The organism is Pseudomonas sp. F220 (genome assembly GCF_057813935.1).
Window position 1 is genome coordinate 38,938 of the sequence record NZ_JBVASJ010000016.1, and the last position, 14,689, is coordinate 53,626.

Consider the following 14,689-nt stretch of genomic DNA (forward strand, 5'->3'; position numbering starts at 1 on the left):
CTGCCGCAGCCTTGCAATCAGCCTCAAACCTTGTTCGCTAACAACCCTGGTACCGCGTGCAGCAATGCATTGATGGCAAAGCCAATAAACATCACCCCGCAAATACGGGTGATCGCCAGCTCATGCCGTTGGTACACCGTGCGCACCCGCTGCGCGCCGACCACTGCGATGAGGATAGCGTATGCGGCGATCCCGCCAACGAAACTCAAAAAAATCAGCCAAGGCAGCATCGACCAGTGCAACAACTCCACACGGCTGGAGAGCAACGCAGTGAAGGTCGCTACCGCCACTGGATAGGCTTTGGGGTTGGTCAGGCCAAACATGATCCCGTGCCAGAACGGTTGCCGTGCCGGGCCTTGAGGTGTTTCAGAGCTGCTGCGACGGGCGCGAATGGCTCGAGCGCCGAGCCAAAAGAGGTAGAGCCCACTGAGCACGCCCAATACATCAAACGCGGTGCTGCCGATTTCCCGCGCACCGACGATAGCGATCAGCGCAGTGCTGCACCAGACCACATCACCCAGCAGATGCCCACAGAGAAACCCCGCCCCGGCACGCCGCCCCCGGGCCGCGCCGATACCGAATACCGCCAGCACACCTGGCCCCGGAGTGATGCCATAGATAAAACCGGAAGCGAGTACAGCCAAGAGTAACGAAGGTGTCATCAAGGGTTTCTCATCAAGAACAATGCCCCAATCGGCGGGCGAATGGGCCGGATTCTATCGTAAGCCCGACGGGTTGCGGGATACCGTCCAGCAAGCGCTCATCAATACGCAAAAAACTGCCCCCGCCATTCCCGCACCGCCTCTCACCTTGAACCGCGCCCTACCACTTTCTCGATCTGCCCATTCAACCAATTCAGCGCCTGATCGCCGCTGCGGCGTTTGTGCCAGACGAGGTCGAAGGTGAATGAAGGGATGCTGAAGGGCGGTGACACTACGAGCAGTTCCTGCTGATCGATGTTGCGCAGGCCGCGAGAAGCGACGGTGAGGATCAGGTCGGTGCCACTGATGAATTCCGGGGCGACGCTCCAGTGTGGCAGGCTGATGGCGACATGGCGGCGAGAGCGAATGGCGGTCAGGGCCCGCTCGATTTCCGGAGTGCCGCTGCCGCGCATTTCCAGCTGGACGTGGGGGCGGGCCAGGTAAGTTGGCAAATCAAGAGCGTCGTCTGACGGCAAGCTGCTGCGATCCACCAGGCAAGCAAATTGTTCTTCGAACAACGGAGTGCAGCGCAGCTCGTTTGGCAGGTCGGGAAAGACCCCGGCGGCCATGTCGATGTCACCATTGAGCACTCCATCGAGCATACCTTCGCGACTGGCGTAGCTGATCACCAGATCGATGCCCGGCGCGTCCCGGCGCAATGCCCGGATCAACCCCGGCAGCAGGATCGCCGCGCCGTAGTCGGACATCGCCAGGCGGAAGGTGCGTTTGGCCGAGGCCGGGTCGAACTGGCTGGGCGCCAGTAACGATTGCACCTGAGCCAAGGCTTGCGCGAGCGGTGCGGCCAGCTCCAGCGCGCGCGGTGTCGGCACCAGACCTGCGCCCACCCGCACCAGCAATGGATCGCCCAGCATGTCACGCAGCCGCGCAAGGGCGTGGCTGACCGCCGGCTGGCTCAGGTGCAGACGCTCGGCGGCGCGGGTCACGTGTTGCTCGCTGAGCAAGGCGTCGAGGATGACCAACAGGTTGAGATCGATACGCCGAAGATCATTCATCAGGTGCATATTCTGGATAGGCAATTGGAATTTAAATTTGCGTGACGAATACCTTAGAGTCCAGCAAAACCTGTTGGAGAACGATCATGAGTACATTGCATTGGACTGGGTTGTTGCTGCTGGCCGCCATCGCCGGGGCTGTGGTGCCCTTTCAAAGCGCAATTAACGCCAATCTCGGGCGAGGCCTCGGGCATCCGCTGTGGGCGACTCTGGCGTCGCTGCTGGTGAGCATCGCGGTGTTGCTGCCGATTATCGTGATGATGCGATTGCCGTTGCCTTCGCTGGGGTTTATCAGCAAGGCACCACTGTGGATGTGGGCAGGAGGTGTGTTTGGAGTGTGCTTTATTTCGTTGGCGCTGATTCTGCTGCCCAAGCTGGGAGCGTCAGGGTTTATTGCGCTGGCACTGGCCGGGCAGATTGTTGCGTCCCTGGTGCTCGACCACTTGGGTTTGTTCGGTTTGATGGAACGGCAATTGACGCTGCCGCGATTGCTGGGCGCGGCGTTGTTGATTGCCGGAGTCGCGTTGATTCAGTTCAGTGGCACGTCGGGCAAAGTGATGGTGGCGGTGAGCTGACGCTCCACAGGCAAAGATCAAAAGATCGTCCGAACGCGGCCCGAACCTGCGGCAGCTAGCCGATCTCATTCGCTACCGAATCAGCGGATGCCTACAGGCATCGACCTATCAGTCGAGGCGTATGTTGATCTGGCTCAACACCCGGTCGTGATAAAGTCTGCGCCCTGCACACCTTCAGCCTTGAGACGACGAACCGCGATGATGGATTTCCAGGAATTTGATGCCGAACTTGAAGACTGGAACGCGTTGCGCGCAACCACCTCGTTCACCGGCCTGCTGGTGGGTAACGGCGCCAGCCGCGCGGTGTGGGACGACTTCGGCTATGACTCGCTGTTCGAAAACGCCCGAACCGTCGAAGAAAAACCCCTGAGCCAGTCCGAGCTGAGCGTCTTCGAGGCCATGGGTACCCGCAGTTTCGAGCAAGTACTGAGCGCGTTGAAGACCACCAGCCGAGTCAACAAGGCGCTGGCCATCAGCTCGGCTTCGCCGCGCAATCGCTACTACGCGATCAAGGAAGCGCTGATCAACACCGTTCATGGGGTGCACATTCCTTGGCGCCTGGTAGAGGCGTCGAGCCTGGCGAAGATCAATCAAGAGCTGGGCAGCTACCCAACAGTGTTCACCACCAACTACGACCTGCTCAATTACTGGGCGATCCTGCATGACTCACAGGCCATTACCGACCTGTTTATAGGCGCTGATTCAAATTTCGACTTGAGCAAAACCCAAACGGACAAGGCACGCATTCTCTACCTGCATGGCGGCCTGCACCTGGTGAGAAATTCGGACGGCACCGCGCGCAAGCTGACCTCGACTGAAGGCACGCTGCTCGGCAGTTTTGCCATCAACAACACCATCAAGACACTGGACGATGTGCCGCTGTTCATCAGCGAAGGCACGGTCCAAGACAAGCTCAAGACCATCCGCAGCTCGGACTATCTGTCGTTCTGCTACGAACAGCTGCTAACCCACAATGGCGCGCTGTGCATTTTCGGCCATAGTCTCGGCGAGCAGGACAGCCATATCGTCCACGCCCTGCGCCAGGCAAACCTCAAGACCATCGCCTTCTCGATCTACCCGCGCAGTGCGGCATTTATCCAGCATCAGAAGCGGCATTACACGAAGTTGTTCGAAGGGATGGATGTGACGTTGCGGTTTTTTGATTCCAAGAGCCATGGGTTGGGCAATCCGCAGCTTTCGGTGCCGGTGGAGCGTTGAGACAAAGATCAAAAGATCAGAACACTGGCAAGGTCTTGTCCTTCACCACTGTGCTCGGTCCATTGGCCTTGACGCTTGCAATGCCTTTTTGCAGTGCCGACTCAGACGAATACGCTTCACTGCTACCAATGATCTGATGATTGGCAGCCTTGAGGTTGAAGTACGGATGACCATCCTTGGTGGTTTTTTTCTCGTAGCGTTCATCCAGCGGACTATTGACCTGAACCGAGGCGATGCCGCTCTCGGCAGCATTGTGGGTGGTGTACAGCTCGCTGGTGAGAATGGTTTCGGCGTTGGCCGCTTTAAGCACAAAGCGGAACTGACCATTACTGCTTTTGCTCAACTCATACCATCCAGACATGCTATTACTCCTGCCGATTGATAAGGCTTGCTGCGCCATCAGAGTAAAGACCGCGCCCAGCGTTTAGCCAATATCGCGACCGGATTTCCAAGGGGTTTTTCTGTAGGCCAAACGCGCTCCCTGTAGCAGCTGGCGGAGCCTGCGTTCGGCTGCGAAGCAGTCGTCATTCGGTCAACGCGGTGATTCTGAGGGACCGCGATTGCAGATTTACGACTGCTTGCAGCCGAACGTAGCCTTCGGCAACTGCTACGGGGATTATTCTCTGCACGCTCTACTTCACCGCCGAACGCACCACGCTCAACTCTGGCGTCACCGCACGCCTCTGGGTCAGATAGCGCGTGCAACTGACCCGCAGGAATGAGGCGAAATTCACCACTTCCCCGCGATAATCCATCACCTCTTCATACAGTTTGGCGATCAGTTGATTGGTGGTCATGCCGTCGACCTCGGCGATCTCGCTGAGGATGTCCCAGAACTGGTTTTCCAGACGCAAGGTGGTTACCACCCCGCAGATGCGTAGCGAGCGGGAGCGTGACTCGTAGAGAATCGGGTCGGCTTTGACGTAGAGCTCGCACATGCGATGTGTCTCCTACAGCGTGATCCTGGTACCCAGCAAACCGAGGAAACCCGCCAACCAGCTTGGATGCGCAGGCCAGGCCGGAGCCGTCGCCAGATTGCCCTGAACGTGGCCTTCGGTCACCGGGATATCGATGAACGTACCGCCGGCCAGGCGTACTTCCGGGGCGCAGGCCGGGTAGGCGCTGCACTCACGACCTTCAAGAATGCCAGCCGCCGCCAGCAATTGCGCACCATGGCAGACCGCCGCAATCGGTTTGCCGGCCTTGTCGAAGGCTTGCACCAGCTGCAGGACTTTTTCGTTCAAACGCAGGTATTCCGGAGCGCGACCGCCGGGAACCAGCAGTGCGTCGTAATCCGCCGCATCGACCTTGGCGAAGTCGAAATTCAGCGCAAACAGGTGGCCCGGTTTTTCGCTGTACGTCTGATCGCCTTCGAAATCGTGGATTGCGGTGCGTACCGTTTGCCCGGCGGTTTTATCCGGACACACTGCATGCACGGTGTGGCCGACCATCAGCAGCGCCTGAAACGGCACCATCACCTCATAGTCTTCGACGTAATCACCGACCAACATCAGAATTTTTTTAGCGGCCATGGGAATGACTCCTCAGGGAAATACGTGGGCGTGCAGTAGTATCCAAGGTAGTCCTAATCCGCAGGGTCGGGTAATAACCAGCTACTACGGCGTTATCGTTCATCGCGAGCAGGCTCGCTCCCACAGGGGAACGCATTTCAATGTGGGAGCGAGCCTGCTCGCGAAAGCATCCTCAAACTGTACGGATAACTCTGCGCCTAGCTGTAACACCGCAGCCTGCGCGGTTTGTGGCTAGATGAAGTCACGTCCAATCACCCCTGATTCTGGTTCCCGTTATGTCTTCGCGCGAAAACACCGGCATGGCCCTGGGCCTGCTCGGCGTCATTATCTTCAGCCTGACCCTGCCCTTCACACGGATCGTCGTGCAGGAAATCCATCCGCTGCTCAACGGCCTCGGTCGCGCGCTGTTTGCAGCGATTCCGGCAGCGCTGTTGTTGCTCTGGCGTCGGGAAAAATGGCCGACCTGGAAGCAGATCAAAGGCCTGAGCCTGGTGATCGCCGGGGTGATTCTAGGGTTCCCGGTGCTCTCGGCCTGGGCAATGCAGACATTACCGGCGTCCCATGGCGCGCTGGTCAACGGTTTGCAGCCGCTGTGCGTGGCGCTGTATGCCGCGTGGTTGTCCCATGAACGACCGTCGAAAGCCTTCTGGGCCTGTGCGGCGCTGGGCAGTGCACTGGTTCTGGCCTATGCCTTGATCAGCGGTGCAGGCAGTATCCAGGCGGGTGATTTGCTGATGCTCGGGGCGATTGCCATCGGTGGTTTGGGTTATGCCGAAGGTGGCCGGTTGGCCAAGGAGATGGGCGGCTGGCAGGTGATTTGCTGGGCGCTGGTGCTATCGACGCCGCTGCTGATCGGGCCGGTGGCCTATCTGGCGCTGCAACATCAGGGGGAAATTTCCAGCAAGACCTGGTGGGCGTTCGGTTATGTGTCGCTGTTCTCGCAGTTCATCGGCTTTTTCGCCTGGTATACCGGGCTGGCCATGGCCGGCATCGCCCGGGTCAGCCAGATCCAGTTGCTGCAGATCTTCTTCACCATCGCCTTTTCGGCGCTGTTCTTCGGCGAGCACATTGAACCGATCACCTGGCTGTTCGCCGCCGGTGTGATCGTCACCGTGATGCTCGGACGCAAGACCAGCGTGCGCCCGGCTCAGCCAGGCACACTGCCATCAGGGATTAAGCTCAAGCCCTTTAAATAAGAAGCCCGTCGGCCCGCAACAGGGTTTCCAGGCAGTGCTCACTGATGTTGTAGAAGGCTTTGAGCTCCTGAATCTTCACCAGCAGCTGAGCCGGATCGACCGGCTCGGCGCGCTTGATCGCAAGAATCATCTTGTTCTTGTTGGTGTGCTCCAGCGAGATGAACTCGAACACCTTAGTCTCGTAACCGCAGGCTTCGAGGAACAGCGCCCGCAGACTGTCCGTCACCATTTCCGCCTGCTGGCCCATGTGCAGGCCGTATTGCAGCATCGGCTTGAGCAGCGCCGGGCTCTGAATTTGCAGGCGGATCTGCTTATGGCAGCACGGCGAGCACATGATGATCGCGGCACCGGAGCGGATACCCATGTGGATCGCGTAATCGGTGGCGATATCGCAGGCATGCAGCGCGATCATCACGTCGATCGCGGTCGGGGTGAAGGTGCGCACGTCACCGTGCTGGAAAGTCAGCCCCGGATGCTCAAGCCGCGCCGCAGCGTTGTTGCACAGGGTCACCATGTCTTCGCGCAGCTCGACGCCGGTCACCAGCCCTTCGGCGTGCAAGGTGTTGCGCAAGTAATCATGGATGGCGAACGTCAGGTAACCCTTGCCTGAACCGAAGTCTGCGACCCGCACCGGCTGATCCAGCGCCAGCGGTGAGGACGTCAAGGCGTGACTGAACACCTCGATGAACTTGTTGATCTGCTTCCACTTGCGCGACATCGCCGGGATCAGCTCGTGCTGCTTGTTGGTCACGCCCAGATCGGCAAGGAATGGTCGGCTCAACTCCAGAAAGCGGTTCTTCTCGCGGTTGTGCTCAGCCGAAGGCACTTCGCGCTCCTGCTGAGTCTTGCCCTTGAACAGTGAGCTTTTGCCTTTTTTGCTGTATTCGAGCTGCACTTCATCGGTCAGCGACAGCAGGTGCGCATTCTTGAACGACTCGGGCAACAGGTCGGCAATCGCCGCCACACCGTCGACCAGCGAAAAGTTCTTGGTGATGTCGCGAGTCTTATAGCGATAGACGAAGGACAGGCACGGCTGCTCCTTCACGGTCAGTTGCTTGATGATCACTCGTTGCAGATCCGCCTCGGCCCCGACGTACTTGGCCAATACCAGTTTGATAAAGGAGTTCTGCGCAAGGCTGGTGTCCAGCAGACTCAAGAACTGCGCATGATGATCCGGCACAAGGCTGGCGGGGGTTGCGGTGACTGACATGTAAAAAAGTGCCTCGGGCGGTACGGGGGTGTGAATCGGGAATGGCGGGTATTTTAGGGGGGATAGGGTTTGAGGGCACGGGGTTATTTTCCAACGAGCCCGGATCGCGGAATCCAGGCCCCGAAGACAGCGGCCGTAACCTTACGGATCAACCAGTCTAAGCCGACGACTCGTAGGGGAATTGATGATGTGCTTGACGATCAGCCCCACCGGCACCGCCCAGGTGAGGCCGCTGGCCGGGTCCGTGACCACGGCTACGGTTTCGGAGCTGGCGGCGATGTCCAGGCGCCGACGGTCGTTGATGGATTTCAGCGTTCCATAGGCATGGCTAACCAATTTTTCCGCCAGATGCAGCGGTACATTCAATCCCTGCAAGTGCTTCACGGCACGGCAGAACAGTACTTGATCGTCGTTAGGGTGATCGCTTTCATGACGTGTCAGAAACGCTTGGGCCGTGGCCAATAGCTCCGAACTCAGCTCCAGGCTCTCGCCAATGCCATTCATGCTGACGACTCCACTTCTTTTTCCGTCAGCGGCTTGCTCGCCTCTACCGGCCGCGCTGCACGACGCAGATCGGGCCCTGCGCACGGCAACCTGACGGTTGGGTTGGGCATGCCGCTCGGAGAAAGCTCATGGGTCATCTCGAACTCTGCCCGGACTGACCAGCCGCATGCTTCTGACGTACATTGCAGGTACGCCACACGCAAGAAAATATGTCTGCCTTCGCTGGTTCGAATGCGCATTCGATTCAAGCAGTGCGGGCAAACCATTTTGTAGGTACTCATGTTTGACTCCCGGTCGTTAGTGGGTGGCAATCAACTTGATCAAACGCAATACTATTTAAAACATTGGCCAATCCAGTCCGCCCCTGTGGATAACGCTCGCCAAGCATAGGGAAGTGAAGCTGGCAGGCGCGTAGTAGATATGCGCAAGGGTTGCAGGAATTTTCCCTGTTACTATTCGGAAGTTTCAAAGCTAAGCTCGTCTGATTCATAGTTAATGACTGATTAAACACCCAAGAAAGTACTCATTACGCATAAATTAGTCACTCAAAACGAATAAGTCAAAAGGAAGAGACTCAAATTGCGTAGCAAGAAATCACAAGCTGTTCTAACTCGCTTAAAGCTGATCACCGGTACAAGTACCGATGCTGCTTTATCTTCAGCGCTGCAGATCAGTCCCCAAACCCTCAGCAGCTGGAAAGGTCGTGACAGCACGCCATACGCAATATGCATAGATATCGCGCAGACTCGCGGCATCTCCCTTGACTGGTTATTGCTTGGCGAAGGGCCGATGTTGCGGCACGTGGAAACCAACGCCACGGCAGTCATTCAGGAAGGCAACACGCGGGAAAGTACAATTCTCGCGTTGTGGCGGCTGTTGAACGAAGACGATCGGTTCGCCATTCAGAGTGCACTGGAAGAGAAGAAGCGCCTGCGGGATCTGGAACTCAAACTTGCAGAAATGGCCTCTACTCTGTCGACACTCCAATATTCGATCAATTCGCAAAAATCATAGTGGTTGGGCACCCGCTCATTTCGCGGTGCGCCAGAGCGCGACAACATTGCCGCCAGAGCGAATGATCAGGCCGCAAAACAAGACACTGATGAGCGCGCTCCACAGGCTGACGGGGTGACGAGCCAACAATACGTCGATGCCAGCAAGGCAAAAAATGACACCACACAGGCTGGTCAGCAGGCACCCATGCCAACCATTACGTTTTTCATCGCGCTGGTAGCACGCCAGCCTGAAAGCGCTAAGTAAGTAAGAAGCGGCTGTTACAAGCGTAAGAATGAACATCAGGATCCCCATTTCACCTCCCCCCCTTCAGACGCCGGATAATCTCTCCGAGAGTGGCGCCGTCGACCCACTGCATCGCCTTGATGCTGATCGGAATGACCATCAACGCGCACAAGAACGCAGCGACGCCGCTGGTCAGGAAGGGAGCGATCGGCAACGTGACCGGGGTGAACAGGTAGCCGACACCCGCGGATAGCAGCAATGAGCCAATGCGCTGCCAGGCCTTGACGTTTTTCCGGGTGGTGGTGACCAGCCACGCCCCAAGGGCCGCCCCAAGCAGGGCTTCGCCATCAATCGGCGGCAGTGTCGTTGCGACACCCAACCCAAGTAGCAGTCCGCTGATGCTGCTGTAGGTCGAATCAGTCATGCTCATGGGCGTCTCGATTGTTGCCACCCGTGGAAATAATCCCCAGCTCGATGGCCTTGAGCACTGCCGCGCTGCGCGAGCAGACTGCGAACTTTCGGCGGATATTGGAAAAATGAAAGTTGATCGTGGCTTCTGTGCACTTCTGAATCCGCGCGATCTCCCAAGAGGTTTTCCCTTGAAAACTCCACAGCAGAGCTTGCGTTTCTTTAGCTGTCAGCGTGACAGGAGTGTTTTTATCGGCCCCATGACGCTGAGCCTGACAGACGACGGGATCGTCCGATTGACGGTATGACATGATACAAATTCCCTCTATAGCTGAACGCCTGTGTGCAGAGCACTCATTAATAAAGAGAGATGTTGGACACACGCCTCGACCCCGGCAATGCACCGGGGTTGTAGCGTCGAAAGGGACAAGACCGGGGGTAGATACCTAGCCGAGAACCACCAACCGATTCGGCAATTCATTGCGCACATGAGTCACCGGCACATGCACTTTGAGCAGTTCACCACAGGCCTCGATACAGGTGAGGAAGCCCTGCAAGGTCTGGCCCTGTTTCACTTGCTGGGTAAAGACGGCGACGATTGCGTCCCAGCTTTTGTTGTCCAGGCGTTTGGAAATGCCCTCGTCCACCAGGATTTCCACATAACGCTCCGCCTCGCAGACGAAGATCAGCATGCCGGTGCTGCCGACGGTGTGGTGCAGGTTCTGTTCGAGGAACTGCCGACGCGCCAGGTTCGAAGCACGCCAATGGCGTACCGAGCGCGGGATCAAGTGGGTGGTGATCTTCGGGATTCGGAACACCAGGCAGAAGATGATAAAGCTGACCCACTGCACCAGCAGCAACGTATGCATGTTCATCCAGCCGGACAGGTAGTGCACGACGCCCGGCACGATCAGCGCCAGCAGGCTGGCCCAGAGCAGCGGGATATACGCATAGTCGTCGGCCCGTGCAGCGAGGACGGTGACCAGTTCGGCATCGGTGTGTTGCTCGACCCGCGCAATCGCTTCGGCGACCTTGCGCTGTTCGTGTTCACTCAGTAATGCCATGTCTTCAAATACCCATTCATTATTTTAGTTACCAGCCGCCGGACGATCCGCCGCCGCCAAAGCTACCACCGCCGCCACTGAAGCCTCCCCCACCGCCGGAGCCGCCGCCAAAGCCACCGCCTCCGAAACCGCCCGAGCCTCCCCGGCCACCACCACTGGGAAGAATACCGAGCATCTGGCAGACGAAAATCGTCACGATAAACAGCAACACCAAAAAGATGAATACACCTGGGTGGCTTTCGACAAAGTCACTGCCGCGCCCCCCTCCTGACCCGACTACGTTGGCAGGCTCATCCAACGGGTTACCGCCCAACACCACGAGCATTGCGGCAACCCCATCGCTGATGCCCTTGCTGAAGCTCCCGGTTTTGAAGGCGGGTGTGATGACCTGATTGATGATCACCGACGTCTGGGCATCGGTCAGGCGCTCTTCCAGACCGTAACCGACTTCAATGCGCAGTTTGCGCTCGTCGCGAGCAACGATCAGCAGCGCACCGTTGTTCTTGTCTTTCTGACCGATCCCCCAGTGCCGACCCAACTGATAACCGAAGTCTTCGATACTGGTGCCTTGCAGGTCAGGCAGGGTGACCACCACCAATTGCTCGCCGGTGGCTTGTTCGTGAGCCATGAGCTGTTGCGTCAACTGCTCGCGCACCGACGGCTCGATCATTTGGGCGTTGTCCACCACCCGTCCGGTCAACGCCGGAAATTTCAGCTCGGCCTGGGCCGTGACTGCAAACACCCAGAGCAACAGCACCAGGCCAACTCTCAACACGCGCATTGAAACCTCATCCGTGGTGACGCATAGCGTGATCTACCTGCAAACGCCCGACGCAGCCGTACGCGGCAGCCGGGAGCCCCGTACGAATCAGAACTTCACTTGCGGAGCTTTATCGGCATCCGGGCTGGTCGCCTCGAAGTTCTCACGAATAGGCAAATCGCTGTACATCAGGGTGTGCCACAGGCGACCGGGGAAGGTGCGGATCTCAGTGTTGTATTTCTGCACGGCGAGGATAAAGTCGCGACGCGCCACACTGATGCGGTTCTCGGTGCCTTCAAGTTGTGATTGCAGCGCTAGAAAGTTCTGGTTGGCTTTGAGGTCCGGATAGCGCTCGGACACCACCATCAAACGGCTAAGGGCACCGGTCAACTGGTCCTGTGCCTGCTGGAACTGCTTGAGTTTTTCCGGGTTGTCCAGGGTGCTTGCATCGACCTGGATCGAGGTGGCCTTGGCACGGGCTTCGACCACCGCTGTCAGGGTGTCCTCCTCGTGTTTGGCGTAGCCCTTGACCGTTTCTACCAGGTTGGGGATCAGGTCAGCGCGGCGCTGGTATTGGTTCTGCACCTGCGACCAGGCCGCCTTGGCCTGTTCGTCAAGGGTCGGAATGGTGTTGATGCCGCAACCGCTGAGGAATGTGCTCAACAGCATCAATACCGTGATTTGCCAGCCCGAGCGATAGCGCTGTTGTCCGTTCATGTTGGTGACTCTCCCTTATACAACCCTATGAAATGGAACCTGCGACCCTTTAAATCGAGCTCTTGGGGCATAATCTGCCGCCACTACTGGATTGCATCGAGCCAATCGGCTAAAAGATGCCCAGTGCGAAAAAGCTTCAGAAGTGTGCTGCATTTGTCCGAACAACAATAGTCGCTCCCTAAATTTTGGCTATTCAGCGCGTTTCAACAGCGACTGCTTATAAGCCTGCGAGAATAATATTCATGAAGAAGTTGTGTTTGCTGGGCCTTGTTATCAGTCTGGCCAGTCACTCTGTCTTGGCCGACACAAAGCCCGCACCCATTCAGAACAAGGACGCCTTCATCGCCAACCTGATGAAGCAGATGACCCTCGATGAAAAGATCGGCCAATTGCGCCTGATCAGCATCGGCCCGGAAATGCCCCGCGAGATGATCCGCAAGGAAATCGCTGCCGGGCGCATCGGCGGTACGTTCAACTCGATTACCCGCCCGGAAAACCGTCCGATGCAGGACGCTGCCATGCGCAGTCGGTTGAAGATCCCGATGTTCTTCGCCTATGACGTGATCCACGGTCACCGGACGATTTTCCCGATCAGCCTGGCCTTGGCCTCAAGCTGGGACATGGACGCGATTGGCCTGAGCGGGCGCATCGCCGCCAAAGAAGCCAGTGCCGACGGCCTCGACATCACCTTCGCGCCGATGGTCGACATCTCCCGCGACCCACGCTGGGGCCGCACCTCCGAAGGCTTCGGTGAAGACACTTATCTGGTCTCGCGGATCGCCAAGGTGATGGTCAAGGCCTTCCAGGGCGCCACTCCGAGTGCGCCGGACAGCATCATGTCCAGCGTCAAACACTTTGCCTTGTATGGCGCGGTCGAGGGCGGTCGCGACTACAACACCGTGGACATGAGCCCGGTCAAAATGTACCAGGACTACCTGCCGCCTTATCGCGCCGCCATCGATGCCGGTGCGGGCGGGGTAATGGTTGCCTTGAACTCGATCAACGGCGTGCCGGCCACCGCCAACATATGGCTGATGCAGGACCTGCTGCGCAAAGAGTGGGGCTTCAAGGGCCTGGCAGTCAGTGACCACGGGGCGATTTTCGAGCTGATCAAGCATGGCGTTGCCAAAGACGGCCGCGAGGCCGCCAAGCTGGCGATCAAGGCTGGCATCGACATGAGCATGAACGACACCTTGTATGGCCAGGAACTGCCGGGGCTGTTGAAGTCCGGGGAGATTGCCCAGAGCGATATCGATAACGCCGTGCGTGAAGTGTTGGGCGCCAAATACGACATGGGCCTGTTCAAAGACCCCTACCTGCGTATCGGCAAAGCCGAGGATGATCCGGCCGACACCAATGCCGAAAGCCGCCTGCACCGTAGCGAAGCCCGCGACGTGGCCCGCCGCAGTCTGGTACTGCTGAAAAACCAGGGTGAAACCCTGCCGCTGAAAAAGACTGCCAAAATCGCTCTGGTCGGCCCGCTGGCCAAAGCCCCGATCGACATGATGGGCAGTTGGGCCGCCGCCGGCGTACCGGCCCAGTCGGTCACCCTGCTCGACGGCATGACCCGGGCACTCGGCGATCAGTCAACGCTGATCTACGCCCGAGGCGCGAACATCACCGACGACAAGAAAGTCTTCGACTACTTGAACTTCCTCAACTTCGACAACCCGGAAATCGTCGACGACCCGCGCTCGGCAGCGGTGATGATTGATGAAGCGGTCAAAGCCGCGCAGCAGGCCGATGTGGTCGTGGCTGCAGTCGGCGAGTCCCGCGGCATGTCTCACGAGTCTTCGAGCCGCACCGACCTGAATATCCCGGCCAACCAGCGCGAGCTGATCAAGGCCCTCAAAGCTACCGGCAAACCGCTGGTGCTGGTGTTGATGAACGGCCGTCCGCTGTCGATTCTCAACGAGAAGGAGCAGGCTGACGCGATTCTCGAAACCTGGTTCGCCGGCACCGAAGGCGGCAACGCGATTGCCGACGTGCTGTTCGGCGACTACAACCCGTCCGGCAAATTGCCGATCAGCTTCCCGCGTTCGGTTGGGCAGATTCCGACCTACTACAACCACTTGAGCATCGGCCGGCCGTTCACCCCGGGCAAGCCGGGTAACTACACCTCACAGTACTTCGACGACACCACTGGTCCCCTGTACCCGTTCGGCTACGGCTTGAGCTACACCGACTTCAGCCTGTCCGACATGGCGCTGTCGGCCACCACGCTGAACAAGACCGGCAAAATAGACGCCAGCGTGAAAGTTAGAAACACCGGCAAGCGCGATGGTGAAACCGTGGTGCAGCTGTACATTCAGGATGTCACCGGTTCCATGATCCGCCCGGTCAAGGAGCTGAAAAACTTCCAGAAGGTGATGCTCAAGGCCGGCGAAGAGAAAGTCGTGCACTTCAGCATCGAAGAGAACGACTTGAAGTTCTACAACACCCAGCTTAAGTACGCTGCTGAACCGGGCATGTTCAACGTGCAGATCGGCCTGGATTCCCAGGACGTGAAACAGCAGAGTTTTGAGTTGTTGTAAGCATAAGGGGCTGACCCG

At 58.1% G+C, this 14,689-nt stretch carries 19 protein-coding genes; 5 read left to right on the forward strand and 14 right to left on the reverse strand.

Annotated elements, in window-relative coordinates:
• Positions 1-23: 23 nt before the first annotated feature.
• Positions 24-662: a LysE family translocator gene (locus ACZYSM_RS15755; RefSeq protein WP_489072403.1), complete on the reverse strand. Its 639-nt coding sequence runs from the start codon at positions 660-662 to the stop codon at positions 24-26.
• 143 nt (positions 663-805) lie between these two features.
• Positions 806-1,723 (reverse strand): LysR family transcriptional regulator, encoded by a 918-nt coding sequence (locus ACZYSM_RS15760; protein ID WP_489072469.1) that lies wholly within the window; start codon positions 1,721-1,723, stop codon positions 806-808.
• A 77-nt stretch (positions 1,724-1,800) separates the two neighbouring features.
• Between ACZYSM_RS15760 and ACZYSM_RS15765 the strand changes: the two genes are divergently transcribed.
• On the forward strand, positions 1,801-2,289 hold the full coding sequence (locus tag ACZYSM_RS15765; protein WP_489072404.1) for a DMT family transporter: 489 nt from the start codon (positions 1,801-1,803) through the stop codon (positions 2,287-2,289).
• Between the two features lie 198 nt (positions 2,290-2,487).
• Positions 2,488-3,507: a DUF4917 family protein gene (locus tag ACZYSM_RS15770; protein ID WP_489072405.1), complete on the forward strand. Its 1,020-nt coding sequence runs from the start codon at positions 2,488-2,490 to the stop codon at positions 3,505-3,507.
• A 16-nt stretch (positions 3,508-3,523) separates the two neighbouring features.
• On the opposite strand, the gene ACZYSM_RS15775 is transcribed toward ACZYSM_RS15770, so the two are convergent.
• From ACZYSM_RS15775 to ACZYSM_RS15785, 3 genes are all read right to left on the reverse strand, one after another.
• Positions 3,524-3,868: a YegP family protein gene (locus ACZYSM_RS15775; RefSeq protein ID WP_489072406.1), complete on the reverse strand. Its 345-nt coding sequence runs from the start codon at positions 3,866-3,868 to the stop codon at positions 3,524-3,526.
• Positions 3,869-4,139: 271 nt separating this feature from the next.
• Positions 4,140-4,445: a ribbon-helix-helix domain-containing protein gene (locus ACZYSM_RS15780; RefSeq protein ID WP_489072407.1), complete on the reverse strand. Its 306-nt coding sequence runs from the start codon at positions 4,443-4,445 to the stop codon at positions 4,140-4,142.
• 12 nt (positions 4,446-4,457) lie between these two features.
• Positions 4,458-5,039: a DJ-1/PfpI family protein gene (locus ACZYSM_RS15785; RefSeq protein ID WP_489072408.1), complete on the reverse strand. Its 582-nt coding sequence runs from the start codon at positions 5,037-5,039 to the stop codon at positions 4,458-4,460.
• 275 nt (positions 5,040-5,314) lie between these two features.
• Here ACZYSM_RS15785 and ACZYSM_RS15790 point away from each other — a divergent pair, with 275 nt between their 5' ends.
• Entirely contained in the window at positions 5,315-6,235 is a 921-nt protein-coding gene (locus ACZYSM_RS15790) for a DMT family transporter (RefSeq protein ID WP_489072409.1), read from the forward strand.
• Here the strand turns inward: ACZYSM_RS15790 and ACZYSM_RS15795 are convergent.
• The 3 genes from ACZYSM_RS15795 to ACZYSM_RS15805 all read right to left on the reverse strand — a co-directional run bounded on the left by ACZYSM_RS15795 (position 6,228) and on the right by ACZYSM_RS15805 (position 8,230).
• Positions 6,228-7,445: a class I SAM-dependent methyltransferase gene (locus tag ACZYSM_RS15795; RefSeq protein ID WP_489072410.1), complete on the reverse strand. Its 1,218-nt coding sequence runs from the start codon at positions 7,443-7,445 to the stop codon at positions 6,228-6,230. The two genes, ACZYSM_RS15790 and ACZYSM_RS15795, sit on opposite strands and share 8 nt — an antisense overlap.
• Positions 7,446-7,586: 141 nt before the next feature.
• Positions 7,587-7,949, reverse strand: coding sequence for a hypothetical protein (locus ACZYSM_RS15800; RefSeq protein WP_489072411.1), 363 nt, complete (start codon positions 7,947-7,949; stop codon positions 7,587-7,589).
• Entirely contained in the window at positions 7,946-8,230 is a 285-nt protein-coding gene (locus tag ACZYSM_RS15805) for an Ogr/Delta-like zinc finger protein (protein WP_489072412.1), read from the reverse strand. The genes ACZYSM_RS15800 and ACZYSM_RS15805 overlap by 4 nt, the downstream gene beginning before the upstream one ends.
• A 298-nt stretch (positions 8,231-8,528) precedes the next feature.
• Here ACZYSM_RS15805 and ACZYSM_RS15810 point away from each other — a divergent pair, with 298 nt between their 5' ends.
• Positions 8,529-8,963, forward strand: a complete 435-nt coding sequence (locus tag ACZYSM_RS15810; protein ID WP_489072413.1) for a helix-turn-helix domain-containing protein — start codon at positions 8,529-8,531, stop codon at positions 8,961-8,963.
• 15 nt (positions 8,964-8,978) lie between these two features.
• On the opposite strand, the gene ACZYSM_RS15815 is transcribed toward ACZYSM_RS15810, so the two are convergent.
• The 6 genes from ACZYSM_RS15815 to ACZYSM_RS15840 all read right to left on the reverse strand — a co-directional run bounded on the left by ACZYSM_RS15815 (position 8,979) and on the right by ACZYSM_RS15840 (position 12,137).
• Positions 8,979-9,257: a phage holin family protein gene (locus ACZYSM_RS15815; RefSeq protein ID WP_489072414.1), complete on the reverse strand. Its 279-nt coding sequence runs from the start codon at positions 9,255-9,257 to the stop codon at positions 8,979-8,981.
• A 1-nt stretch (position 9,258) separates the two neighbouring features.
• Entirely contained in the window at positions 9,259-9,618 is a 360-nt protein-coding gene (locus ACZYSM_RS15820) for a putative holin (protein ID WP_489072415.1), read from the reverse strand.
• Positions 9,605-9,907, reverse strand: coding sequence for a response regulator transcription factor (locus ACZYSM_RS15825; RefSeq protein WP_489072416.1), 303 nt, complete (start codon positions 9,905-9,907; stop codon positions 9,605-9,607). The genes ACZYSM_RS15820 and ACZYSM_RS15825 overlap by 14 nt, the downstream gene beginning before the upstream one ends.
• 135 nt (positions 9,908-10,042) lie before the next feature.
• On the reverse strand, positions 10,043-10,660 hold the full coding sequence (locus ACZYSM_RS15830; RefSeq protein WP_489072417.1) for a TPM domain-containing protein: 618 nt from the start codon (positions 10,658-10,660) through the stop codon (positions 10,043-10,045).
• 28 nt (positions 10,661-10,688) lie between these two features.
• Positions 10,689-11,441, reverse strand: coding sequence for a TPM domain-containing protein (locus tag ACZYSM_RS15835; RefSeq protein ID WP_489072418.1), 753 nt, complete (start codon positions 11,439-11,441; stop codon positions 10,689-10,691).
• An 87-nt stretch (positions 11,442-11,528) separates the two neighbouring features.
• Positions 11,529-12,137 (reverse strand): LemA family protein, encoded by a 609-nt coding sequence (locus ACZYSM_RS15840; RefSeq protein WP_489072419.1) that lies wholly within the window; start codon positions 12,135-12,137, stop codon positions 11,529-11,531.
• A 242-nt stretch (positions 12,138-12,379) separates the two neighbouring features.
• On the opposite strand from ACZYSM_RS15840, the gene bglX reads away from it, so the two are divergent.
• On the forward strand, positions 12,380-14,671 hold the full coding sequence (bglX, locus tag ACZYSM_RS15845) for a beta-glucosidase BglX (protein ID WP_489072420.1): 2,292 nt from the start codon (positions 12,380-12,382) through the stop codon (positions 14,669-14,671).
• The last annotated feature ends 18 nt before the right edge of the window (positions 14,672-14,689 follow it).